At 32.2% G+C, this 24,025-nt stretch carries 22 protein-coding genes and 1 riboswitch; of the genes, 21 read left to right on the top strand and 1 reads right to left on the bottom strand.

Features of this window, described 5'->3' with window-relative positions; all coding sequences use genetic code 11:
- Positions 1 to 178: 178 nt before the first annotated feature.
- The 8 genes from ACYQ39_RS04570 (at position 179) to ACYQ39_RS04535 (ending at position 10,845) form a co-directional block, all read left to right on the top strand.
- Positions 179 to 4,348: a DUF445 family protein gene (locus tag ACYQ39_RS04570; RefSeq protein WP_459840716.1), complete on the top strand. Its 4,170-nt coding sequence runs from the start codon at positions 179 to 181 to the stop codon at positions 4,346 to 4,348.
- Between the two features lie 114 nt (positions 4,349 to 4,462).
- On the top strand, positions 4,463 to 5,320 hold the full coding sequence (gene folD / locus ACYQ39_RS04565; RefSeq protein ID WP_459840714.1) for a bifunctional methylenetetrahydrofolate dehydrogenase/methenyltetrahydrofolate cyclohydrolase FolD: 858 nt from the start codon (positions 4,463 to 4,465) through the stop codon (positions 5,318 to 5,320).
- Positions 5,295 to 6,539: an exodeoxyribonuclease VII large subunit gene (gene xseA, locus ACYQ39_RS04560; protein WP_459840713.1), complete on the top strand. Its 1,245-nt coding sequence runs from the start codon at positions 5,295 to 5,297 to the stop codon at positions 6,537 to 6,539. The genes folD and xseA overlap by 26 nt, the downstream gene beginning before the upstream one ends.
- Positions 6,540 to 6,710: 171 nt before the next feature.
- Positions 6,711 to 6,804, top strand: a riboswitch (glycine riboswitch).
- A 130-nt stretch (positions 6,805 to 6,934) separates the two neighbouring features.
- Positions 6,935 to 8,302 (top strand): alanine/glycine:cation symporter family protein, encoded by a 1,368-nt coding sequence (locus ACYQ39_RS04555; RefSeq protein WP_459840711.1) that lies wholly within the window; start codon positions 6,935 to 6,937, stop codon positions 8,300 to 8,302.
- A gap of 210 nt (positions 8,303 to 8,512) precedes the next feature.
- The gene (locus ACYQ39_RS04550; protein WP_459840709.1) at positions 8,513 to 8,701 is read left to right on the top strand and encodes a helix-turn-helix domain-containing protein; all 189 of its coding nucleotides are present in this window, start codon (positions 8,513 to 8,515) and stop codon (positions 8,699 to 8,701) included.
- A 205-nt stretch (positions 8,702 to 8,906) separates the two neighbouring features.
- Complete coding sequence (locus ACYQ39_RS04545) at positions 8,907 to 9,212, top strand: hypothetical protein (protein WP_459840707.1); 306 nt, start codon at positions 8,907 to 8,909, stop codon at positions 9,210 to 9,212.
- Complete coding sequence (locus ACYQ39_RS04540; protein ID WP_459840706.1) at positions 9,202 to 10,464, top strand: ParM/StbA family protein; 1,263 nt, start codon at positions 9,202 to 9,204, stop codon at positions 10,462 to 10,464. Before ACYQ39_RS04545 ends, ACYQ39_RS04540 begins: the two co-directional genes overlap by 11 nt.
- Positions 10,465 to 10,479: 15 nt before the next feature.
- The gene (locus tag ACYQ39_RS04535; RefSeq protein ID WP_459840704.1) at positions 10,480 to 10,845 is read left to right on the top strand and encodes a hypothetical protein; all 366 of its coding nucleotides are present in this window, start codon (positions 10,480 to 10,482) and stop codon (positions 10,843 to 10,845) included.
- Between the two features lie 90 nt (positions 10,846 to 10,935).
- On the opposite strand, the gene ACYQ39_RS04530 is transcribed toward ACYQ39_RS04535, so the two are convergent.
- A complete protein-coding gene (locus tag ACYQ39_RS04530) occupies positions 10,936 to 11,466 on the bottom strand; it encodes a hypothetical protein (protein WP_459840702.1) in 531 nt (176 codons plus the stop codon).
- Positions 11,467 to 11,591: 125 nt separating this feature from the next.
- Between ACYQ39_RS04530 and ACYQ39_RS04525 the strand changes: the two genes are divergently transcribed.
- The 13 genes from ACYQ39_RS04525 (at position 11,592) to ACYQ39_RS04465 (ending at position 24,024) form a co-directional block, all read left to right on the top strand.
- Complete coding sequence (locus tag ACYQ39_RS04525; protein WP_459840700.1) at positions 11,592 to 11,867, top strand: hypothetical protein; 276 nt, start codon at positions 11,592 to 11,594, stop codon at positions 11,865 to 11,867.
- Between the two features lie 271 nt (positions 11,868 to 12,138).
- Positions 12,139 to 12,390 carry an exodeoxyribonuclease VII small subunit gene (xseB, locus tag ACYQ39_RS04520; protein ID WP_459840698.1) on the top strand — a complete coding sequence of 84 codons (252 nt, stop codon included), beginning with the start codon at positions 12,139 to 12,141 and terminating at the stop codon, positions 12,388 to 12,390.
- Entirely contained in the window at positions 12,380 to 13,261 is an 882-nt protein-coding gene (locus tag ACYQ39_RS04515; RefSeq protein ID WP_459840696.1) for a polyprenyl synthetase family protein, read from the top strand. The genes xseB and ACYQ39_RS04515 overlap by 11 nt, the downstream gene beginning before the upstream one ends.
- Positions 13,262 to 13,304: 43 nt before the next feature.
- A complete protein-coding gene (dxs, locus tag ACYQ39_RS04510; protein ID WP_459840694.1) occupies positions 13,305 to 15,164 on the top strand; it encodes a 1-deoxy-D-xylulose-5-phosphate synthase in 1,860 nt (619 codons plus the stop codon).
- 10 nt (positions 15,165 to 15,174) lie between these two features.
- Positions 15,175 to 15,990 (top strand): TlyA family RNA methyltransferase, encoded by an 816-nt coding sequence (locus ACYQ39_RS04505; protein ID WP_459840693.1) that lies wholly within the window; start codon positions 15,175 to 15,177, stop codon positions 15,988 to 15,990.
- Between the two features lie 11 nt (positions 15,991 to 16,001).
- Entirely contained in the window at positions 16,002 to 16,859 is an 858-nt protein-coding gene (locus ACYQ39_RS04500; protein WP_459840691.1) for an NAD(+)/NADH kinase, read from the top strand.
- 30 nt (positions 16,860 to 16,889) lie between these two features.
- On the top strand, positions 16,890 to 17,345 hold the full coding sequence (argR, locus tag ACYQ39_RS04495; RefSeq protein ID WP_459840689.1) for an arginine repressor: 456 nt from the start codon (positions 16,890 to 16,892) through the stop codon (positions 17,343 to 17,345).
- A 16-nt stretch (positions 17,346 to 17,361) separates the two neighbouring features.
- On the top strand, positions 17,362 to 19,038 hold the full coding sequence (gene recN, locus ACYQ39_RS04490; protein WP_459840687.1) for a DNA repair protein RecN: 1,677 nt from the start codon (positions 17,362 to 17,364) through the stop codon (positions 19,036 to 19,038).
- 167 nt (positions 19,039 to 19,205) lie between these two features.
- On the top strand, positions 19,206 to 20,534 hold the full coding sequence (gene spoIVB / locus ACYQ39_RS04485) for a SpoIVB peptidase (protein WP_459840686.1): 1,329 nt from the start codon (positions 19,206 to 19,208) through the stop codon (positions 20,532 to 20,534).
- Positions 20,535 to 20,662: 128 nt separating this feature from the next.
- Complete coding sequence (spo0A, locus tag ACYQ39_RS04480) at positions 20,663 to 21,463, top strand: sporulation transcription factor Spo0A (protein ID WP_459840684.1); 801 nt, start codon at positions 20,663 to 20,665, stop codon at positions 21,461 to 21,463.
- A 173-nt stretch (positions 21,464 to 21,636) separates the two neighbouring features.
- Positions 21,637 to 22,755: a putative cytokinetic ring protein SteA gene (gene steA / locus ACYQ39_RS04475; RefSeq protein ID WP_459840682.1), complete on the top strand. Its 1,119-nt coding sequence runs from the start codon at positions 21,637 to 21,639 to the stop codon at positions 22,753 to 22,755.
- Between the two features lie 14 nt (positions 22,756 to 22,769).
- On the top strand, positions 22,770 to 23,354 hold the full coding sequence (locus ACYQ39_RS04470) for a copper transporter (RefSeq protein ID WP_459840680.1): 585 nt from the start codon (positions 22,770 to 22,772) through the stop codon (positions 23,352 to 23,354).
- Entirely contained in the window at positions 23,347 to 24,024 is a 678-nt protein-coding gene (locus tag ACYQ39_RS04465) for a glycosyltransferase family 2 protein (RefSeq protein WP_459840678.1), read from the top strand. The genes ACYQ39_RS04470 and ACYQ39_RS04465 overlap by 8 nt, the downstream gene beginning before the upstream one ends.
- Position 24,025: the final 1 nt, after the last annotated feature.

Here is a 24,025-nt window from a genome sequence, read left to right as displayed (position 1 = left end):
TTCTGTAGATATAGTTGTTAAATATACTGAAAGATTAATGACGCATCATTATGATGCGTTTTTTATTTTTAATGGACATTATATGTCTATTATAAGATGTTATTATAAACAAAATAAATTATATGAAGGACTTATTGAAAAAGGTCATAATAGTAATATAGAGAAAAGGAGGAAAAATATGAGTACAACTTCTATTATTGCTAAAGCTTTAGGTGGCGGTATTACAGGTTACATAACCAATGATCTAGCTATTAAGATGTTGTTTAGAAAATATGGGCCATTAGGTGGTGTGATTTTAGAGACCAAAGAGGACTTTATAAAGAATACAAGTGAATTAGTAGAGCGAGAAATTATTAATCACCATACTATTGAAGATGAATTGGCTAAAGATGAGTTTAGAGGTGTTTTTGAGAATATAATTGAGGATATTTTAGGTAAATATCTTTATCAAAATACTGAAGACAATATTAGATTAAGTGATATTCCAGAATTAGAGCAGTCATTTGATAATTTCCTTGAATTTTATGAAGATAACAATCAAGATTTCATAACTGATGCCTTAGATTCATTGTTTGATAATATAATGGTAGAAGATGTAGTAGGAGTTAACCAGGTAGAACATATTTCTAGTCAGTGCTTAGATACAGTTATTGATACTTTAGAAGAGACAAATACTATAGAAAATTTAGTTAATGATTTATATTATGAAAATAGTAAGCAAGAAGTAGCAAACTTTATTTCTCCACGTGTATTTAAGCAAGTAGCTAATAATTTAAAAGATTCGACAAGTAACTTTCATCATCAATTAGAAAGTAAATTTGAAGGTCAGATTGATAGAACAATAGACAAGCTATATAGAAGGCTAGAGATTTCTTCTACTTTAAGTCAAGTTGAAAATCAGATTCAAGAAAAGACCTTTGCAGATCTATTAGGTAGAGATAATACAGATAATATAGCTAACGAGTTATTAGAAAGAACAGTTCGCTTTTTAAGGTCTAATGAAGGTAGAAAGTTAATAACTAAATTTTTAGAAGATATTTTAGATATTTTGAAGAAGATTGATCTATCATTATTAGAACTATTAAATGATGACCTACAGGGTAACTTAGAATACTTTATGGAGAATCAATTACCTGATTTAGTAGAGAAAGGTATTAGATGGATTAAAAGAAATAAAAGAGAGATAGAAGATTTGATTGAAGAAGCAGCACAGGAAACATTAGATAGTGGATCTGGAGTTAAAAACTGGATAAAGAAACAGCTTAAAGATATTTTTATGGGCAATATAGCCAGAGAATTTGAAGTAGTTGATAAGATAGTAACAGGCATAGAAGATGGAGTAGATATTAGAAAGTTAAGTAAAGAAGTAACTAAAGAAATTATAGATTATATTAAAGATAATAGTATTGGAGAGATTATTCAGTATTTAGATGATAAAAATGTAATTAGAATCAAAGATTTAACTCGAATGATAGATAAAAACATAGACCAGATAATAGGTAAATTAGATTTAACTCAGCTTGATTATTTATTTGAGACGAAGATTGGTAAAGTTATAAATATAGAATTAAAGCAGTATTTTGAGGATAATATCAAAGGAATGTTGATCAAAAAGTTTAAAGATGAATTTTTATTTACTAAACGGTTAACTAAAACTGTACAACGAGAGATTTCTAATCGAGTATTAGATGTTGTTAATTTAGAGTTAGAAGAATTAATTTCTGCTCAAAAGGTAGATGAAAATCTTGATCAAATTAATGAGCAAGTTCTGGCTAAAATTAATAAAAATAAAGAAGAAGTTTTAACTAAGATAATTAAAACAATAAATGATTTTATATCTAATAAGCGTTTCTCCGATTTAATAACTAATGAGTCAAGAGATGAAATAAGTAAAGAAGTAGAAAGAAGTTCTACTTATTATTTACAAGATCAAATTAGTGAATTGAAGTATCAAGAAGTAACTGATCTGTATGATAAGTTGAATAAAAAGAAAGATTTAACTACTAATTTAACTGATTTAATATTAGATCTAGTTAATCAGAATCTATCAGATATGATAGAAGGTAAAATAGAAGGTGCAGTAGCAGATAACTTATCTAAATTACCAGATGAAAAGATTCAAGATATGGTAGAAGAATTTATGGGAACAGAATTAAAACCAATTACTCTTCTTGGTTCTATTTTAGGATTTGGATCAGCAATTGGATTATATTTTGGGCAAGGAGCTATGAGTGGTTCTATACCTGCCGGACTTAGATTTGGCTTATCTATTTTTGCTTATGGTGCAGTAGGATATATAACTAATGTGATTGCTTTAAAGATGATCTTCCGTCCTTATGAAGAAAAAGAGTTTTTAGGTATGAAAGTTCCTTTTACTCCAGGAGTTATAACTAAGAAGAAACCTAAGTTTGCTAATTCTATGGCAGATTTTGTAGATGATGAATTATTAAATTCTAATGCTGTAGATGAGATATTTAAGACTAAACGAGATGGACTAGAGATTAATTTTAAAGAGACTATTTCTAATAATAACTATCAGATGTTGCAAGAGATGTTAGAGAATAATAATGAGTTTATAGCAGAGAAGACCTTTTATGGTACTTTGAATTTTGTTGGTCAGAAACAGAAAGAGATAATTAATCAAATAATGGAACAGTTAGGACAGATTGATTTAGGAAGATTTGATACTAGTCGTCTAGAGTCAGAGCTGAAACAAAAAAGTAAAGAGGCATTATTGAATACTGATGATCTTATTGAAGAATATCTAGAAGAAGGGTTGAATAATCAACAATCTATTAAGAAAGTAATGCCTGATTCGTTAAAAGAAGGGTTGACTAAAGAACTAGACAAACTAGTTGAAGAAAATGTAAGAAAAGGTTTGGAATTTATAGGTGATAAAGGTAAAATAGATGATTTAGTTAGAAACTATTCAGAGGATTTTGATGAAATAGTAGAAAAAAAGGTTAATAATTTAATTTCTACTTCTCAACAGAAGAAATTAAAAGGCTTTGCTAGAGATTATTTTTTAAAGAAGATTAGATCAATTGAAGTTAGAGATGAAATCTTGAATTTAATTGAAGAGAAGTTTCTGCAGGAAGTTCGTCCTCAACAGAAAATAAGTCAGCTTTTTGATGGAAGGTTAATGGATGGAGTACATAATAATACAAACTTTATAATTGATCAGTTATTTGATAAAGCCAACGAATATTTACAAGCTGAAAGATCTAGTTTTAAACGTAAGGCAATAGATAAAATTGATGAAAGTATTGAACAAGAAAAGAGTAGTGGGGTTATTGGTTGGCTTAAAGGAACAGCTAAGAGTGTAGGTAGAAGTGCTACTGATGCTGATGATACTGTGGAAGATGTGATAGATAATCTAGTTGATTATAAGTTTCCTAAGTTTTTAAAGCAGAAAGAAGACGAGTTTAGAGAAGAAGTTAATAAGTTTCTATCACGAATGGAAAGAAAAAGAGTTGGTGATATTGGAATCGATCTAGATCGCCAAGGAGTCGAGAATATAGTTGATGGATTAGTAGAGAATGATATATTGGTCAATCATTTAACTAGTCTATTAGATGGAACAATTGATTCAGTATTAGAAGTTAGACTGAAATCTTTATTGAGAATTGTTTCGATTACTAATTTAGTTGATATAGTAGATGTTTTTGCTGAGGAAGTTGATATGCTTAGATATGAACTTTCAGATAATTTATATTCTAAAGAAGAAACTATCAGTAAAGAAGTTGGTAGTTTATTACAAGATGTATTTGAAAGGCTTGTATTATCAATTAAAGTTAATCAGCTTAGTAGAGGTGTCGATAGTGCTGATGTAAGTAAATCTGTAAAGCGTATTTTAAATAATATTAATCGTAGTGATGCTTTTAATAATAATTTAGAAGCAACAATTAAGGATATAATCACAGAAATTCAGTATCAAGAGATAGATGAAACTGTGGAATTTAATTATCTTAAAAGAGATATAAAGACTGCTTTACAAGGTTTACTGATAAATTCTCAGGCGAAAGAGGATTTATTGAAGGTGTTAACAGAAATTACAGAGGTTGTTGTTGATAATACAAATGATATAATAGAAGAAGAGACTAAAGACTTTGTGCTTGATTTAGGACTTGAAAGTTCTTTAGATTCTATGGAAGATCACTTTTTAGATTTAACTAATAGTGTTAATGTTAAAGAAGTTACTAAACAGGAGATTAATGCGATGCATCCTCAAGAAATAGAGAAACTATTTGACTCTTTTGCTGCTCATTATTTCAAAAAGCTAGAACACTATGGTTGGTTAGGTGCTGGAATTGGAACAGTTGCTGAAATAGTTGCTTTATTAGGATAACTAGAGTTTTAATTCAAGTTCCCTTGGGAATGGTCCTCCTAAGGGAATATTTTTATTTTATCTATTTTATGCTATAATAAGGACAATATAATGACATGACAGGAGGCGTTAAGAATGAAAGTAGGAGAGAATAAAATTTTAGATGGAAAGAAAGTAGCTCAGAAGTTAGAAGCAGAAGTTACAGCAGAAGTAGAGAAGTTACAAGGAGAAGATATTACTCCCGGTTTAACTGTAATTTTAGTCGGAGATGATCCAGCGTCAGAAGTTTATGTTTCTTATAAGGAGAAGGCTTGTCAGCGAGTAGGTATTAACTCAGAGCTGATTAACTTACCAGCAGATACTAGTCAGGAAGAGTTATTAGCTGAGGTAGAAAGGTTAAATCAGGATAATCAAGTAGATGGTATTTTAGTTCAGTTACCATTACCAGAAAAGATTGATGAAGAAGAGGTAATTGAAGCTATTGATCGAAAGAAGGATGTAGATGGATTTCATCCAGTCAATGTAGGAAAATTAGTAGCTAGTAGTACTGAACTGATACCTTGTACTCCTAAAGGAATTATGGAAGTATTGAATAGATATGATATTGACTTAGAAGGACAAGAGGCAGTAGTAGTTGGTAGAAGTAATATTGTAGGTAAACCAATTGCTAACCTGTTACTGCAGGCTAATGCTACAGTAACTGTCTGCCATAGTCGAACGGAAGAGCTAAAAGGACATACTAAAAAGGCTGATATCTTAGTAGCTGCGGTAGGAAGTCCAGAGTTTATTACAGCGGATATGGTTAAAGAAGGAGCTGTAGTGATTGATGTAGGAATTCATCGGACTGATGATGGTTTAGTAGGAGATGTAGCCTTTGATGAAGTACAGGATAAAGTAGCTGCAATTACTCCTGTTCCAGGAGGAGTTGGCCCGATGACCATTGCTAGTTTAATGGAGAATACATTAGTTGCCTGTAAGCAGAGAAGGGGTTAAAGTGGAAGATATTCTATCAGTTTCTCAGATAACTGCTTATATTAAAGAAAGATTGATCTCTGACTCTAATTTAAGAGAAGTAGTAATTAAAGGAGAGGTATCAAACTACTATCAACATAGTTCCTCTGGTCACATCTATTTTACTTTAAAGGATAATCGGGCCAAATTAAAAGCAGTTATGTTTAATAGTGAGGCCCAAAACTTGGATTTTGATTTAGAAGATGGCAAAGAGGTAGTAGCTCAAGGGAGAATCAGTCTCTATCCTCCTCAGGGCCAACATCAGATTCAAGTTACCAAGCTTAAGCCGGCTGGAGTTGGTAATTTACATATTGCTTTTGAAAAGCTTAAGGAGAAGTTGGCCCGGGAGGGATTATTTGATGAAGAGTATAAGCAGTCTATCCCTCAAATTCCACAACGAGTAGGAGTTATTACTTCTCCTACTGGAGCAGCTATTCGTGATATTATTAGTGTTATTAAACGTAGATTTTCCAATACTTCATTATTGATTGCGCCAGCAACAGTGCAAGGTAATAGAGCAGAGAATAGCTTAATTAATGCTTTAGAGTTGCTTCATAATTATGATTTAGATGTAATTATCATTGGTCGCGGTGGAGGTTCTTTAGAAGACTTATGGGCTTTTAACAAAGAGGAGTTAGCTAGAACTATTTTCAGTTCTCAGATTCCTATTATTTCTGCTGTAGGTCATGAAACGGATTATACTATTTCTGATTATGTAGCCGATTTACGAGCTCCTACTCCTTCTGCAGCAGCAGAGTTAGTAGTTGCAGATAGAAAAGAGTTACAGCGTTATCTTAAAAGGCTAGAAGATAATCTCTATCAAGCAATAGATCGTAAGCTTAAGAAGACTCAAGATAAGCTAGATTACTTAACTCAACGTAGAGTTTTTGAATTACCAAAGGAGAAACTACAGGAGTCAGTTCAACAATTAGATGACTTAAGTAGAAGGTTAGATGAAGTAGTTGAGGAAAAATTAGAAACAGAGCATAAGAAGCTAGAAACAATAATGGGCCAACTTAATAGTCTATCTCCATTGCAAGTTTTAAAGCGAGGCTATAGTTTAAGTAGAAAAAGTGATGATAAATCAGAGGTTAGCTCTATTAAGCAGGTACAAGCAGAAGAGTTAATAGAAGTGATTTTAAAAGATGGTAAGCTAGAATGTCAGATAAAAGAGATAAAAGAAGAGAAACTTAATAATTAGCAATAGTTAGATTTGATAAATTAATTTCAATATGTTATGCTAGAGAAGATAACTTAATATTTTTCGGATGATTGCTATAGGAGAAGAACAGCATATACTGTTCTGCCGAAGGGGCAAGCCCAAAGAGGCGAAACTCTCAGGTTCAGCTTATAAGCTGGTATTACTGTAGCAGGACGAAACTCTGGAGAGACTTACACAGTTAGGCACCGAAGGAGTAACTCTAATTTTAGAGGAATCTCTCAGGTTAAAGGACAGGGTTATAGAATAGAAGGTAGCCTTATAACTTAATACTATTCTATAAGTTTACTTCAGAGTCTAAGCCATTATTGGTTTAGGCTTTTTTATTTTTATAATTTAATAACTAATATAAGTAACTAGTATAAGGAGTGAGTAATATGGATTCATTATTAAACTTTTTCAACCAGGTAAGTGGATTGATTTGGGGTATACCATTATTGAGTTTGTTATTAGGAACAGGAGTTTATCTAACTTTTCGTTTAAAAGGTGTTACTATCTCTAAAATTCCGCATGCTTTTAAGTTAGCTTTTATGCCTGATGCAGTAGAAGGAGAAGGAGACGTATCTGGATTTGAAGCTTTAGCTACAGCTTTATCATCTACTATTGGTACAGGAAACATTGCTGGAGTTGCTACAGCAATAGCAGTAGGAGGTCCTGGAGCTGCTCTTTGGATGTGGCTGGCCGCTTTATTTGGGACAGCTACTAAGTATGCAGAAGGAGTTTTAGCTGTTGAGTATAGAGTTAAGAATGATGACGGAGAAATGGCCGGCGGGCCAATGTACTATATTCAACAAGGATTAGGTGCTAAATGGAAACCATTGGCTATCTTTTTTGCTTGCTGTGGAGTAATGGTATCTTGGTTTGGTATTGGTGCAACTGTACAAGCTAATTCTATGGCTGATGCTTTAGAAGCAAGTTTTGGTATCTCTAAACTAACTACAGGAGTAGTTATGGCTCTGTTAGTAGGAATGGTTATTTTAGGTGGTATTAAACGGATTGCAAAAGTAGCTAGTAAGATTGTACCTTTAATGAGTGCTATTTATATTTTAGGAACACTATATATTATTTTAACTAATGCAGGTCAGTTACCAGCAGCTATTAAATTAATTATAAATTCTGCTTTTAGTGGTCATGCAGCTGTAGGTGGTTTTGCAGGAGCAGGAATTATGTTAGCTATTAGAAAAGGTATTTCTAGAGGTGTATTCTCTAATGAGGCTGGATTAGGAAGTGCACCAATTGCTCATGCAGCTGCTAAGACAGATAGCCCTGTTCGACAAGGATTAGTAGCAATGTTAGGAACCATAATTGATACTATCATTATCTGTACATTGACTACATTGACTATTGTTGTAACTGGTGTTTGGAATAATGGTCTAACTGGAGCTGAAATGACTACAGAAGCCTTCAATGTAGGAATGCCAGGGCCAGGGGGACTAATTATTGGTGTTGGTATTATCTTTTTTGCTTTCTCAACTGCTCTTGGTTGGTGCTATTATGGTGAAAAATGTATTGAATACTTATTGGGAACTAAAGCAGTTAAGCCATATAAATTAATTTATATCTTATGTATTATTTTAGGGGCTACAGTTAAGTTAAAATTAATTTGGGCTATTTCCGATGTAGTAAATGGTTTAATGGCTTTTCCTAACTTAATTGCTCTATTAGGTTTATCAGGAGTAGTAACTAAATTAACTAAAGAATATTTTTCTAAAGATTATAATGACAAGGTTGAATCTGTAGCTTAGAAGAAACAGACTGCTTAAAGCAGTCTGTTTTTTTATTTGATTTGGATTATTAAGTAAATTAGTATTAAAGTTTTAAAAGATTATTGAAATTTTTATCAACTTTTTAGTATAATATAAATAGGAAGTATTTTTTTCCATAATATTGATAAAATAACTAAAGTGGAAATCACAATAATTATGTAGATAACTTTAAATAAGGAGGAATTATAAATGGAAAAAGATAATTTAACAGTTAAGGATGTGGCTGAATATTTGAATCGGTCTGAAACGACTATTTACAATATGTTAAACAATGGCCAGTTACCAGGAATTAAGTTAGGTGGAAAATGGATTGTTCGAAAGAAGGATTTAGATAAGTTTTTAGATCAGAAGATGCAAGAACAGATAGCAGAGAATTAAGAAGAAAGCAGGTAGGTGTTTACAAGCACTTACCTGTTTTTTATATTATCTATATCTAAAGTTTAACTGTAAAAAAATGATGTAAAATTAATTAATTCATTCATTGATATGTATATAAATTAAATTTCTTTATTTATTGACAAATAATACCACTATAGTTATAATATAGATAGATGGATAGATTGATTAATTGGGGGTGGTAATTATGGACTTTTGTAAAGAGTGTTTGAGATTAATTGATTATAATTTATCCCAATCAGATCGTTTTATTCTACAAGTGATAGCTGAAAATGAAATTAGTAATAAAGAAGATATTATAGGAATGGTTAAAGTACTAGCTAAAAGAGAAGAAGAGGAGATTATAACTAGTAAGTCTGGTATTAGTTCTATTTTAAATAAATTAGAAGGAGCCCTGTTGATTAATGTAGATTCAGTTGGGAGACAAAAACTTTATTCAATTAATAATAATGGAAAACAGGTTTTAAAAGGAGTGACAGAAAATGAGAATTGAAAATGCTAATGTCTTAGGCGTAGATTTGGGATATGATTCAGTTAAACTTAAGACTAAGGATAAAGAATTATTATTTCCTTCTCTAGCTGAAGAAGAAGAAGGAGGGGTTTTAACGGATACTTCTTTTGAAGTAATTAAGAATAGGGATAATCTAGTAGAGGAATTTGATCCTGAGAAGATGATTATTCAAATTCAAGATGAATTAATTCAAGGCCAGGGAAGTGATAGTTTTACTACTTATCGTGTAGGAGATTATGTCTTAAATCAACGTTCTTCTTCAATTGCTTATTCTCTATCTGATGATAAGTATGAGGAACCAGAAGAGTTTTCTAAATTGTTATCTGGAATCTGTCTATTATTTCCTAAGGCTAATAAAATAGTTATTAATAATTTAGTAACAGGATTACCAATTAAATATTATGAAAAACATAAAAGATCATTTAAAAATAGACTAGAGAATACATTCAAAGTTCGATTTAAGAATATTAATAATGAATTTATTCCTAAAAAAATTGAAGTTAGACAAGCTACTATAATGCCTCAGGGATTAGCTTCTTATTATGACTTTATTATGAATGATGAGGGCTTAGTAACGACTAATATGGAAGGTGGATTAGGCATTGTTGATTTAGGTGGATTAACAATAGATTGTGTAGCTTTTAATGAGGGAGAATTGATTAAAGACTCTCCGATTTCTTTTAATGATGGTGTAAGAAAGAGAATCTTTAAAAGAATTCAAGATTCTTTAGATATTGATATCTCTCAAGATTTAATTAAAAAGCAGATTTTGGCTGGAAAAGATCAAATCAGAGTAAGGAATCAAGTCTATGATTTTGAAAAGATTAAAGAAAGAGCTATTGATAGACTGGCTAAAGATATAGCCTTACAGATTAAGAATCGGTGGGAGTCATATTTGATGATTGATAGAATCTTAGTAACTGGAGGAGCTTCATTATTATTATTTGATAAGTTAAATGATTATTTAGCTAGTTTCCCTTGTGAGCAGATACATAATAATCCACAATTTAGTAACTGTCGTGGTTATGTTAAGTTAGGATTTGCTCAGCATAGAAAAAAACAAGAATCTAAAGAAGAATCAGATAATACAGATGAAAAAGCAAACTCACAACAGTTAGAAACAGAAGTTGGAACTAATAATGAAGATATAAATAAAGAAAGGGTACAAGAAATTAAAATTGAAAGTAAAGAACAGAAGACTGCTCAAGAGGAAGTAGCGACTACTACAGAATAATAGTAGGTGATGATAATGGTTCAAATTCGAAGTGGGTTCTTATTGGATATTCAAATTGATGAAGACTCTTTTACTGATGAAGAAGTAAAAGATATAAAAGAAGAGTTGGCTAATAAAAGTCAGTCTGAGTTTATTGTTAAAGTAATTAAAAATTATTTACAAGTGAAAGAACAGGCTGATGATAAAGAAGCAGATGAAGATAAGGTAACAGAACTGAAGGCATTAATAGAAAGAAATTATTCTTTATTACAAGAGATAAAACATAACAAATCTAGTCAATCTAATTTTGATGTCGATGCTAGCTCAAAAGAAGAAGTTTATAATGAAAACCAACAAGAAGCTAGAACAGACCAAGCTCTTAATCTTTTAAATCAGTTTTAACTCTGCTAGTTTTAGCAGGGTTTTTACTTTATATCATGATATCATGCAATAGAGCGAACCAGCTGGTTCGCTCTTATCTTTTATTATTATTTATTCTTCAGAGTCCTCTTCAGGGTTATAAGGTTCTGATTTTACTGGGTTATTCCCTTCATTAGTTACAGGTTCGTCTTCTGTTTCTTGATTATTATTTTTGACTTGGTTGAATAAGTTCATTAATTTTAGTAGTACAGATGGATCTAGGTTACTATTTGAATTAGAATTATTATTAGATTTTAATAAGTTTAAAATATTGTTAATTGGTGAGCTAGCATTAGATTGATTGTTATTATTATTTTGATTAGCATTATTAAGAGATTCAACTAATTGTTGAAGCTGTGGTGAATTATTTGTATTGTTCTGGGTCAAATTATTAATAGAGTTATTATTTCCTAAATTAGCTAGAGATGAAGTAGGAATATTTCCATCTTGAGAAACACTTACAATATTTAATAAATTGACCAGACCTAAAATACTGATTACCTCATTAGGGTTCAACTGCTTTTGAGATTGAATATTGAAGACACTTAATAGTTTATCAACTGTTTGGGCTTCAGGAAAGAACAGATAATCATCCTGATACATACTACCCCTCCCTTCTCTGTTATTAAATATATTAATAGCTACTTAAAAAATCACATTTTTTTCGATTTTTCATAAGATGTAGTGTAAATACTTTAGTTAAATTAAAGATAAGGAGGGGTTGTGGAATGGCGAATGATGATTTTGAAGTAATAAAGAATGCTGGAAGTAGCGAAGGAATAGAAGATACAGAAGATAATTCAAGTTATGATTATTTTGATAGTGACTTATTATTATTATTAATTATTATATTTATCTTTTTTCAGAAGACGGATACTTTTTCTGAACACTTTCAGTTGTTAAATGATAATGTTAGACAGATAAAGGATTATTTAGATACTGCTGATGCTACTTTGCAGGCTTTAGACCAAGCAAGTCAAATTCCTAATGATAAGTCGAATTAACAATCTAGAGCAACTATTAATAGTTGCTCTAGATTGTTAATTCGGTTAAATAATTTATTTTTACTTCTTTAAATGATATAATCATAGCGTGAGAGTAAGTTAGATGCTGGATTAGATTATATAAACTATAGATTAGGATAAAATAATATGGAAAATATTAGATTAGAAATCAAGTTATATTATTATAACCTTGTTAAGTAAATGCAGGGAATGAAATCCTAACCTAGAATAAATATATTGAATTAAGGTAGAAATAAGGGGTTGAATATTTATGGCTGAGACGGATCTATCATTTGAGGAAGCTATTGAAAAACTAGAACTAGTTGTTAATAAGTTAGAAAGAGGAGAATTGTCTCTATCAGAGTCACTAGAAGAGTTTGAAACAGGAGTTAAATTAACTAAGTTTTGTTCTACTAAATTAGAGCAAGCAGAAGAAAGAATAGAAATTATTAAGGAAGAAACCGATGGAGTAAAGGTTGAAACATATGATGAACTAGAAGGTGGGAAAGTTAATGAAGGTTAAAGATTTTGTTGCGGATAAAGGACAGATAATTAATCAAGCTTTAGAAGATTATTTACCAGCTGAAGAGGATAAACCAACTAAGTTACATAAAGCAATGAGATATAGTGTCTTAGCTGGTGGTAAGCGGCTAAGACCTATTTTAACTTTAGTAGCAGCTAAATTAGTAGGAGGTAAAGAAGAGAAAGTATTACCTGCTGCTTGTGCTATAGAATTAGTTCATAATTATTCATTAGTACATGATGATCTACCAGCAATGGATGATGATGATCTGCGTCGGGGAAAACCAACTAATCATAGGGTTTATGGTCAAGCAATGGCTATTTTAGCTGGAGATGGATTATTGACATTAGCCTTTGAGATGATGGCTAAGTTAGATGATTTACCTCAAGATAGAGTTTTACTTGCTACTAAAGAATTGGCAACTGCTGCAGGAAATAAAGGAATGGTAGGTGGACAAGCAGCAGATATAGAGGCAGAAGGTAAAAGGATAGATAAAGGCGAATTAGATTATATTCATTGTCATAAGACTGGAGCACTATTGCAGTCATCAGTTAGAATTGGTGCTATCTTAGCTGGGGCCAATGAACAAGAGTTAGATGCTTTGACTACTTATGCTCAAAAAATTGGTCTTTCTTTTCAGGTAGTTGATGATATTTTAGATATTGAAGGAGATTCAGAAAAATTAGGAAAGGATGTAGGAAGTGATTTAAATCGTGACAAAGCTACTTTTCCAGCTCTTTATGGTTTAGAGGAGTCAAAAAAGATGGCAAGAAGATTATGTCAGGAAGCTAAGGATGTTCTACATATCTTTGGAAGGGAAGCAGAAATTTTATTAGAGTTAGCCGATTATATAGTTGATCGAGATTACTAATAAATTGTACATTATACTCTACGTTGGAAGGTGATTTATAATTATGGGTGATCTATTGGAAGAAATAAATTCACCACAAGATTTGAAATCATTATCATCAGATCAGTTGTATTCATTAGCAGAAGATATTAGAGATGAAGTTATTCTTAATTTATCAAAGACTGGTGGTCATTTAGCTTCTTCTTTAGGAGCAGTTGAGATTACTTTGGCCCTTCATTCAGTCTTAAATAGCCCTCAGGATAAGATTATTTGGGATGTGGGTCATCAATCTTATGCTCATAAATTAGTTACAGGTCGTCAAGATGAATTTAGTACTTTACGCCAATTTGGTGGTTTAAGTGGTTTTCCTAAGCGAGAAGAGAGTGAACATGATCATTTAGATGTCGGTCATAGTAGTACGTCAATCTCTGCAGCTTTAGGGATGGCTTCTGCTCGTGACTTAAAAGGAAGTAATGATACAGTTGTAGCAGTTATTGGTGATGGAGCTTTAACAGGAGGTATGGCCTTTGAAGCTTTAAATCATGCAGGAGATTTAGATAAGGATTTGGTGGTAGTTCTTAATGATAATGAAATGTCTATCTCTCAAAATGTTGGGGCTGTATCTAATTATCTTGATAAATTACGGGCCAACCCCCAATTACATCAAGCAGAGCAGGAAGTAGAAAAATTAATTAATAAGATACCTGCTTTAGGAAACCAGGTATTAAAGACGGCTAGTAAAGTAAAGGATGCTATTAAGTACTTATTAGTTTCGGGAATTTTATTTGAAGAGTTAGGTTTTACCTACTTAGGGCCTGTTGATGGTCATGATATTAATATATTGCAGGATCATATTAAGGATGCTCAGCGAATAGGTGGACCAGTTTTAGTCCATGCTGTAACTGAGAAAGGAAAAGGTTATCCTCCAGCAGAAAATAATCCATCTGCTTATCATGGAGTTGGCCCTTTTAATATTAGAACAGGCGAATCCAAGAAGAAGAAAGAGGGTATAACTTATACTCAAGCCTATAGTCAAGCTTTAATTGATCTAGCCCAAGAAGATGAAGAAGTTGTAGCTATTACTGCTGCTATGGCTAAAGGGACTGGTGAATTTAGAAAGCATTTTCCAGATCGATTTTTTGATGTTGGGATTGCCGAACAGCATGCAGTAACTTTTGGTTCTGGTTTAGCTTTACAAGGAGCTAAGCCTTTTGTAACTATTTACTCTACTTTTTTACAGCGTGCTTATGATCAGATTGTACATGATCTCTGTTTACAGGAGGCACCAGTTAAGCTAGCTTTAGACCGAGGTGGCTTAGTAGGTAGAGATGGAGAGACTCATCATGGAGTCTTTGACTTTGCTTATCTACGTCATCTACCTAATATAGTAGTTATGTCTCCTAAAGATGAGGCTGAATTACAGTCTATGGTTAAGACAGCCTCTCAATATGATCAAGGGCCAATTGTTTGTCGCTATCCCCGTGGGAGAGGAGAAGGAGTAGAACTTACTGAACCAGAAATCTTAGAGATTGGACAAGGAGAAGTTCTATCTGAAGGTACTGATGCAGTTATATTAGCTATTGGTTCTATGGTTTATCCTGCTTGGCAAGCTGCTCAGGAATTAGAAGAAGAAGGGATTAGCTTGACAGTAGTAAATAGTCGTTTTGTAAAGCCGCTTGATGAAGAATTAATTCTAGAGTTGGCCCAGGAATTTGAAGTTATATATACTGCTGAAGAACATGTGCTACAGGGTGGTTTTGGTAGTGCAGTAGCAGAGTTAATAGGAGATTCTAGTATAAAAACAAGACTAGAAAGAATTGGTCTACCAGATAAATTTATAGAACAAGGGTCACAAGATAGATTAAGAGTTGAATACGGATTGAATGCAGTTGGTATTAAAGAAAGGGTTAAGTCTACGTTGTAGGAGGGATAAGATGGCTAAGAAAGAACGCTTAGATATAGTAGTTAGAGATAGAGGCTTGTTTCCTAGTCGGTCGAAGGCTAAACGAGCTATTATGGCTGGCTTAGTCTATGTTAATGATCAACAAGTTGATAAAGCAGGTACCCAGATAGATATTGAAGCAGATATTAGAGTTAAAGGCCAGGTTCATCCTTATGTTGGTCGTGGAGGATTGAAGTTAGAGAAAGCATTAGAATTATTTGATCTTAGTGTAGAAGATAAGGTGGTAGTTGATATTGGAGCTTCTACTGGTGGATTTACTGATTGTGCTTTACAGAATGGAGCTAAAAAGGTATATGCCATAGATGTAGGCTATAATCAATTAGCTTGGAAACTACGTAATGATAATCGAGTAGTCTGTATGGAAAAGACTAATGCTCGTTATTTAGAACAAGATGATATTGAAGAGTTAGGGGACTTAGGAACAGTTGATGTATCTTTTATCTCATTGACTAAGATTCTTCCTGCTTTATATAAATTAGTTAAATCTACAGGAGAGATTATGACGTTAATTAAACCTCAGTTTGAAGCTGGACCAGATAAAGTAGGAGATAAAGGAGTAGTAAGAGATCCTATAATACATCAGGAAGTAATTAATAAGGTTTTAGAGTTTGCTAAAGAGTTAGGATTGACTCCTTTAGACGTATCTTATTCGCCAATTACTGGAGGTAAAGGACATAATATTGAGTATTTAGCCCATTTTAGTTGTCGAAAAGAAACTCCAAATATTAACTGGTCAACTAAAGTAGATCAGGTTATAGAAGAAGCTCATCAGGAACTAAAGGAATAGGGGGTAGTTTTGTGAATAAGATAGCAATAATTGCTAATAACAAAAAAGAGGAAACACCTCCAGTTTTATGGGAAGTCTGTAAAATATTAGATCAATATGATCAAGAATATATTCTTGATCAAGCTAGTGCTAAATTAATAGAGAAAAAAGTTGAAAGTATAGAATATAATAATGTAGTTTCAGAAGCAGAGACTATTATTGTTTTAGGTGGTGATGGTACTTTATTAAAAGTAGCTCGTACTTTTGCTACTAGTGATGTAGCAATTTTAGGTATTAATCTTGGTAATTTAGGTTTCTTAACAGATGTTGAGGTAGATGATTTAGCAGAAGGGTTAAAGCAGTTACTAGCTGGAGAATATACTATTGAAGAAAGAATGATGTTGCATGGGGAGGTAATTAGAGATGGTGAGGTTGTAAATAAGACAGTAGCAGCAAATGATATTGTAGTTACTAAAGGCCCTTTTGCTCGTATTATAAACTTAAAGACAATGATTGATAGCCAGCTTGTGGCTACTTATCCTGCTGATGGATTGATTGTAGCTTGCCCTACTGGATCTACAGCTTATTCTCTGTCAGCTGGTGGGCCAATTGTTAATCCTAGTCTGGATTCATTAATCTTAACTCCAATCTGTCCTCATACTCTACACTCGCGGTCGATTATAATAGGAGAGGAAGAAGAGGTACAGATTGAGATAGAGGCCGATCATCAAGATATTATGTTGACAGTTGATGGACAAGATACTTTTAGATTATCTCCTCAAGATGTAGTTAAAGTCAGTAAGTCGGATTTAACTACTAGATTGATTAAGTTAGAAGGATATAATTTTTATCAAGTTCTTCGTAATAGATTAAAAGAGAATAAGTTTTAAGATTAATTTCTAAAAATAGGAGGCAGAAGAATGAAGAGTAAACGGCAGCTAAAGATTATTGAGTTAGTTGAAGAGGAGAATATTCAGACTCAATCAGAACTGGCTCATCGCTTACAGCAAGAAGGGATTAAAGTTACTCAAGCTACTGTATCTCGTGATATAAAACAGATTGGTCTAATTAAAGTTCCAATGCGTGATGGGGGTTATAAATATTCTCTACCTCCTCAACATCAGGAAAAAATTAATGTCCATAGTCGGATGAAACGTATGTTTCAGGATTCTGTAATAGATATAGATTATAGTGAGAATTTAATTGTAGTTAATACTCTACCAGGAGCTGCTCAAGGTATAGCAGCTTTATTTGATAATAGTGAACTAAATAATGTGATTGGTACTATTGCTGGTGATGATACTATTATGTTAATTGTAAAGCCTAAGGAAGCTGTACCTAAGGTAATGAAAGAATTAGACAGATTAAAGGGCTAAAGGAGGTACAGAGGTTGTGTTATCTAACTTAGTAATTAAGAATTTTGCTTTAATTGATGAAGTTGAATTGGAATTTGATCTTGGACTTAATATTTTAACTGGTGAGACAGGTGCTGGTAAATCAATTATTGTTAAGGCTTTAGAAATGTTGCTTGGTGGACGAGCTTCTACTGATTTTATTAGGCAGGGCGAGAATAAAGCAATTGTTGAAGCTTGTTTTGATATTAGTAATAATAAATTAGTGAAAGAAGAAGTAAAGGAGTTAGGGATTGAACTATCTGCTGATGATAATTTAATTTTAACACGAGAAATCAACCATACTACTAATAATAAATCACGAATTAATGGTCGAATTGTAACTTTAGAGACTACTAGACAGATCAGTCAGTGCTTGATTGATTTACATAATCAACATGAATATCAGATGTTATTATCTTCAACAGATCAACTAGAAATTCTAGATCAGTTAGGTAATGAAGAATTACTATCTTTACGGGCCAAAGTAGGGACAGTCTATCAGAAATTACAGAGTAAAAAGAAAGCTTTGACTCAACTTAGAGAGAATCAAAAGGAACGAGAGAGACGGATTGATTTATTAAAGTTTCAGTTACAAGAGATTGAAGAGGCTGATTTAAAATTAGAAGAAGAAAAAGAGTTGTTAGCAGAAAGAAAACGATTAAGTAATGCTGAAGAGTTGTCTCAGACAGTCGGTAATATTTATAATCAATTATATACAAGTGATTATCAACAATCAGGGATTATTGATCAGCTTAAGAGTTTGAGTAAGAAGCTAGAAGGATTAATCACAGTTGATGAAGATCTTGAAGAAGTGGTTGAATCTTTACGGAATACTACTTATCAGTTAGAAGATATCTCTTTTCAATTAAGTGATTATCAAGCTGAGATAGAGTTTAATCCGCAACGCTTAACTATAGTAGAAGATAGGTTAGAAACAATTAATGATTTAAAGCGAAAGTATGGTGATAGTGTTGAGGAGATTTTAGATTATTACCAACAGAGCAAAAAAGAACTAGCTAAATTAAAGAATAATAAGCAGAGTAAAGAGCAACTTAAAGCTGAAATAGAAGAGCTAGAAACAGAATATTTAACTTTAGCTAAAGAATTATCACAATTAAGGCACCAGGTTGCCTCTTTATTAGAAGACAATATTTTAACAGAACTAGCTGATTTAGCAATTGATGAAGCTAAATTCAAAGTTGATTTTACTAAAAAAGAGAATTTTAGTCAGTATGGTATAGATAAAATTGATTTTTTATTGGCTCCTAATCCTGGTTCAGAGTTAAAATCATTGGCTGAAATTGCTTCTGGTGGTGAGTTATCACGAGTGATGTTAATTTTAAAGTCACTTATGGCTCGGATTAATAATGTAACTGCTTTAGTATTTGATGAGATTGATACAGGAATTGGTGGTCGAGTGGCTAAATTAGTAGCTAATAAATTAGTATCTTTGAGTCAAAACTATCAGTTATTATGTATTACTCATCTACCTCAGATAGCTTGTCAGGCCGATAAACATTACTTAATTAATAAACAGGTAGAAGAAGGAGTTACTTATACACATATTAATTCTTTGACTGAACAACAACGAATTAGAGAATTGGCTAGAATGTTAGATGGGAGTGCAGATCAGACTGCTTTAAAGCATGCAGAAGAGTTATTAAAAGGAGCTTAATTAAGTTAAAAAGACACTAGGGTAGATTTTGTTAAATAATAATTGAATAGCAAATCTATAATTGGGGTACTTTTAAGAATAAAGTTGTTTATAACACTTAGATTGATGAAATTAATTCTTTAGTCTAGGGAACTACACAGGTGGGGCTGTGTAGGAGTGGAGAAGAAATGAAAAAACATTTTAAATTTACTACAATTACCTTGGCCCTAGTATTAGCTTTAATATTGTCATTTCCTACCTTAATGTCTTTTTTAGGCTTACCAAACTATTGTCAGATTATAAAAGGCTCTGAACAATATTTAAATACTGATCTACCAGTTGAAGTTTTAGTCAGTTCTAGACAAGCTAAAAATTTAAAAATTAATGGTCATAAGTTAACTCAGGAAGGAATGGATGTTAATCTATCCTCTCCCTTAGCTATTCAAGCTTCTTCGTTGGGGCAATATAATCTGAAATTTCATTTATTTGGTTTTATTCCTATACAGAAGATGAGAGTCAATGTTATTCCTAAGATAAAAGTAATTCCTGGAGGACATTCAATAGGTGTTATTTTAAGATCAGAAGGAATTATGGTGGTCAAAAACTCTTATGTGAAAACTAAGGCTGGGAAAAAGAAGTTTCCAGCTCAAGAAGCAGGCATAGAAGTAGGAGATAGTCTGTTAGAGTTAAATGGTATTTCAATCAAAAATAAGCATCATCTAGCCCAGTTAATTCACAAGTTTGGACAGCAGAAAAAGAAGGTTAAATTTAAAATAAAGAAACAAGATGGTAAAATTATTTTTAAAAAGGTTAAACCTGTTAAAAATAAAGATGGCTACTATATGATAGGGATTTATGTTGATGATGGAGCAGCTGGGGTAGGAACAATGTCCTTTTATGAACCTGAGTCAGGATATTATGGTGCTTTAGGTCATATGATTACTGAGGCTAATACTCAACGGAAGATTAATGTAGGACAAGGTGAAATTGTTAAAGCTAATATTTCAGGTATCAACCGAGGACATGAAGGTACTCCTGGTGAAAAATTAGGAACTTTTTTTAATGATGAAGGAGTCTTAGGAGAAATCTTCAAGAATAATCGTTTTGGAATATATGGTAAATTATCAGTTAAACCTAGGAACCCTTATTTTAATGAACCTATTCCTATAGCTAGTGCTACTGAAGTTAAAAGAGGAGCAGCTAATATATATACAGTCATTACAGGAAAGAAGATAGAAAAATTTAAGGTTCGAATTGAAAGGGTAAGAAGACAGAAAGCTCCTGCAGAAAAAGGGCTGATTGTAAAAATAGTTGACTCTGAGCTATTAAATCGAACTGGTGGAATTATTCAAGGTATGAGTGGGAGTCCTATTGTACAAGATGGAAAACTAGTGGGGATAGTAACTCATGTTTTTGTTAATGATTCTACACGTGGCTATGGAATATTGGCTCAGTGGATGGTTATGGAATCAGGGCTCATTAAAGAGAAAAATCATACCAGAGAATTAGCTTCTTGATTCTCTGGTTTTTCATATTTTCACAATTTACAGATAAATTTACAGGAATTTTATAAAAAGTATAGAAATAATAGATAGAATATAAGCTGTAGAACAAATTTTACAGTTTCTACAAGGAGGAATAGGTAATGACAGAGAGTAGTTCTATAACTAAGGTCCTATTAGCTGATGATAATAAGGATTTTTGTAATCTACTTAAAGAATACTTAAATCAGAAAGAAGATTTTGAAGTAGTAGGAGTAGCTAATGATGGTAATGAGGTATTAGAACAGATTGAAGATGTTGAACTTGATGTTTTAGTTTTAGATATTATTATGCCTCACTTAGATGGAGTTGGAGTTTTAGAAGCGTTAAATGAAAAAGGCTTAATGGGTCAATTTAAGATTATTATGTTAACTGCTTTTGGACAAGAAGATTTGACACAGCGAGTAGTTAATTTAGGTGCTGATTATTATATTTTGAAACCATTTGATTTAGAGAAACTGTCTAAGAGAATTAAGCAGGTTACTACCCCAATAACTAATAATAGTGGGGTGGTTAAAGAAATTAATAATAATGGTGATAATAAGAAGAAACTGAACATCGAGGAAAGAATTACTGAGATTATGCATGAAATTGGGGTTCCTGCCCATATAAAAGGTTATTTGTATTTAAGAAAAGCTATTGAAATGGTAATTGATCAGGTAGAACTGTTAGGTGCAGTAACCAAGAAGTTATATCCGTCAGTAGCAGAAGAATTTGACACAACTGCTAGCAGAGTAGAAAGAGCAATTCGTCATGCTATTGAAGTGTCCTGGAAGAATGGTAATACGCAAGCAATTAATAAGATTTTCGGTCATTCAATTACTAGTTCTAGTGGTAAACCAACTAATTCACAGTTTATTGCTAAGATAGCAGATAAAATTAGAATTGAATTAAGAGCTAGCTAATGTTAGGCACCCAATAATGGGTGCTTTTATTTTTTATAACTAATATGAAACTCCCTTAGCTGCCTATTATTAGAAGTATGATAAGACTTTAATCAATATATACTAAAGGTGAAAGTAAATTAGTGATTATTAGAACTTAAATCGCAATAGTTTGGCCCTATAGGAGGGTTATTATGCAGCTAAGTGGTAGAGTCAGATTAGGGACCAAAACAAAGAACTTAGTTAAGAACTTGACTACTGGAGAGATAGCAGTAATTAAACATCAAGATCTAGATTATTTAGCTGCTCAGTCACTACTAGAAGCAGGAGTTAAAGCAGTAGTTAATGCTAAAGCTTCTATTAGTGGAAAGTATCCTAATTTAGGTCCACAGAAGATATTAGCAGCTAAAATACCTATTATTGATCAAGTAGGAGATAATATTTTTAAGTCTTTAAATTCAGGAGAAAAAATTAAAATTAAAGACGGAAATATTATCAAAAGAGATAAGGTAATAGCTACAGGAGATATTTTAACTTTAGAAGGGGTAGAGTCTAGATTACAAGAGACTAGGGCCAACTTAGAAACAGAATTGAGTAAATTTATTGATAATACTCTAGACTATGCTAAAAAGGAAAAGAACTTAATTTTAGACTTGGATATTCCTAAGGTAAATACTGATTTACAGGATAGAGATGTTTTAATTGTAGTTAGAGGTAAAGATTATCGACAGGATTTAGAAGCAGTAAGCTCATATATTAAGCAGGTAAATCCAGTTTTAATTGGAGTTGATGGTGGTGCTGATGCTTTAGTAGAGTATGGTTTTGAACCAGATATTATTATTGGTGATATGGATAGTGTCAGTGATGAAGTTTTAGCTTCAGGAGCAGAATTGATTGTACATGCCTATCCTGATGGTAAGGCACCTGGTATGGAAAGGATTAGAGATTTAAATTTGGAGGCAAGAAAATTTCCTGCTCCAGGAACAAGTGAGGATATTGCTATGTTATTAGGCTATGAACAAGGAGCAGAATTAATTGTAGCAGTAGGTACTCATACGCATATGATTGACTTCTTAGAAAAAGGTAGACCAGGAATGGCCAGTACCTTTTTAGTACGTCTTAAAGTAGGTAATAAATTAGTAGATGCTAAAGGAGTTAATAAATTATATAATACTCGTTTACAACCTAAACATCTTGCCCAATTGATGATTGCTTCATTAATCCCTATTATAGCAATTAGTATTGTTTCTCCCCCAGTTCATCAGATATTTAAGTTATTAATGATTAAATTAAGGTTTAGTCTAGGCTTTTAGGGGGTGTAATAAAAATGTTAATTGATTTAAGATATCATATTATTACAGTAATGATTATCTTTATTACCTTAGGAATTGGTATTTTAATTGGTAGTACTATGGTTGGCAATGACTTGCTTATTAAACAACAACAGAACTTGATTAATAACTTAGAGAATAATTTAGTAAATTTGAGAACACAAAATTCTTCATTTAAAACTAAAATAGAAGAATTAGAAGGTAAATTAGCTAGTAATCTTAAATTTCAAAAGACACTATTACCTTTAGTTGTTAAAGGGCAATTGAAGAATAAAAAACTGTTAGTAGTAACAGGAAAAAATATTAACTCTGATTTAAAACAGAAGGTGATAAATACTCTACAATTAGCTAATATTAATCAACTGGAAGTAGTTAATAATAAAATTAATTTTGAAAAAGAGTTCAATGAAGTTTTGATAGTGGGAAAAGTAAGTAATGATATCAAGAGAGAATATAGCCAACAGAAACAAACTATAACAGTAGGTACTAAGCAATTACAAAATATTTCAGGATTAATTAAGTTAGTTCTTCAATTAGCCTCTAAGGATCTAAGTCAATTAAGGGGTGTCAACTTTGAATAAAAAAGTTTCTGTTTTAATCCCTGCTTATAATGAAGTAGATAGAATTGGAACTACTATTGAAACTGTGAAAGAAATAGAGACTATAGATGAAATAATAGTTGTTGATGATGGTTCTAAAGATAAAACATTTAGTCGGGCTAAGAAAGCTGGAATTAAGGCAGTTAAATTAGAAGAAAATCAAGGGAAAGGAGCAGCTCTTAATTATGGTTTATCTTATGTAAGAGGAGATATTATCTTGCTTATAGATGCTGATTTACAGAAGACAGCAATAGAAATTGAGAAACTATTGACTCCTTTATTGAGAGAAGAGGCTGATATGGCAATTGCTAAGTTTCCTCCTCCTAAAGTAAAAGGAGGATTAGGTTTAGTAAAAGGGTTGGCCCGTTGGGGGCTAGAAAAGATAACCAACCAGAGATTTCAAGCTCCTCTTTCTGGTCAAAGAGCTATAACTAAAGAATTAGCAGCAGAAATATCAGGTTTTGCTGCTGGTTTTGGAGTGGAAGTAGCATTGACTATTGAAGCTTACCGAGCCGGTTTTGAAGTAGTTGAAGTTCCAGTTCAGATGGCGCATCGAGAGACTGGAAGAAATATTAAAGGATTTTGTCATCGAGGCAAGCAGTTTAAAGATGTTTTAATGGTATTAAGTAGAAAGCTTGTAACCAAAAGGTGAT

This window comes from Halanaerocella petrolearia, from assembly GCF_054657875.1.
The sequence above is the reverse complement of the archived record's forward strand: the minus strand, read 5'-3'. Positions and strand labels throughout refer to the sequence as shown.

Excerpts from the sequence above, each read along its gene's own strand:
- ACYQ39_RS04570 (WP_459840716.1), top strand. The coding sequence starts at position 179 with ATGAGTACAACTTCTATTATTGCTAAAGCTTTAGGTGGCGGTATTACA.
- folD (WP_459840714.1), top strand. The coding sequence starts at position 4,463 with ATGAAAGTAGGAGAGAATAAAATTTTAGATGGAAAGAAAGTAGCTCAG.
- ACYQ39_RS04555 (WP_459840711.1), top strand. The coding sequence starts at position 6,935 with ATGGATTCATTATTAAACTTTTTCAACCAGGTAAGTGGATTGATTTGG.
- ACYQ39_RS04550 (WP_459840709.1), top strand. The coding sequence starts at position 8,513 with ATGGAAAAAGATAATTTAACAGTTAAGGATGTGGCTGAATATTTGAAT.
- ACYQ39_RS04545 (WP_459840707.1), top strand. The coding sequence starts at position 8,907 with ATGGACTTTTGTAAAGAGTGTTTGAGATTAATTGATTATAATTTATCC.
- ACYQ39_RS04540 (WP_459840706.1), top strand. The coding sequence starts at position 9,202 with ATGAGAATTGAAAATGCTAATGTCTTAGGCGTAGATTTGGGATATGAT.
- ACYQ39_RS04535 (WP_459840704.1), top strand. The coding sequence starts at position 10,480 with ATGGTTCAAATTCGAAGTGGGTTCTTATTGGATATTCAAATTGATGAA.
- ACYQ39_RS04530 (WP_459840702.1), bottom strand. The coding sequence starts at position 11,466 with ATGTATCAGGATGATTATCTGTTCTTTCCTGAAGCCCAAACAGTTGAT.
- ACYQ39_RS04525 (WP_459840700.1), top strand. The coding sequence starts at position 11,592 with ATGGCGAATGATGATTTTGAAGTAATAAAGAATGCTGGAAGTAGCGAA.
- xseB (WP_459840698.1), top strand. The coding sequence starts at position 12,139 with ATGGCTGAGACGGATCTATCATTTGAGGAAGCTATTGAAAAACTAGAA.
- ACYQ39_RS04515 (WP_459840696.1), top strand. The coding sequence starts at position 12,380 with ATGAAGGTTAAAGATTTTGTTGCGGATAAAGGACAGATAATTAATCAA.
- dxs (WP_459840694.1), top strand. The coding sequence starts at position 13,305 with ATGGGTGATCTATTGGAAGAAATAAATTCACCACAAGATTTGAAATCA.
- ACYQ39_RS04505 (WP_459840693.1), top strand. The coding sequence starts at position 15,175 with ATGGCTAAGAAAGAACGCTTAGATATAGTAGTTAGAGATAGAGGCTTG.
- argR (WP_459840689.1), top strand. The coding sequence starts at position 16,890 with ATGAAGAGTAAACGGCAGCTAAAGATTATTGAGTTAGTTGAAGAGGAG.
- spoIVB (WP_459840686.1), top strand. The coding sequence starts at position 19,206 with ATGAAAAAACATTTTAAATTTACTACAATTACCTTGGCCCTAGTATTA.
- spo0A (WP_459840684.1), top strand. The coding sequence starts at position 20,663 with ATGACAGAGAGTAGTTCTATAACTAAGGTCCTATTAGCTGATGATAAT.
- steA (WP_459840682.1), top strand. The coding sequence starts at position 21,637 with ATGCAGCTAAGTGGTAGAGTCAGATTAGGGACCAAAACAAAGAACTTA.
- ACYQ39_RS04470 (WP_459840680.1), top strand. The coding sequence starts at position 22,770 with ATGTTAATTGATTTAAGATATCATATTATTACAGTAATGATTATCTTT.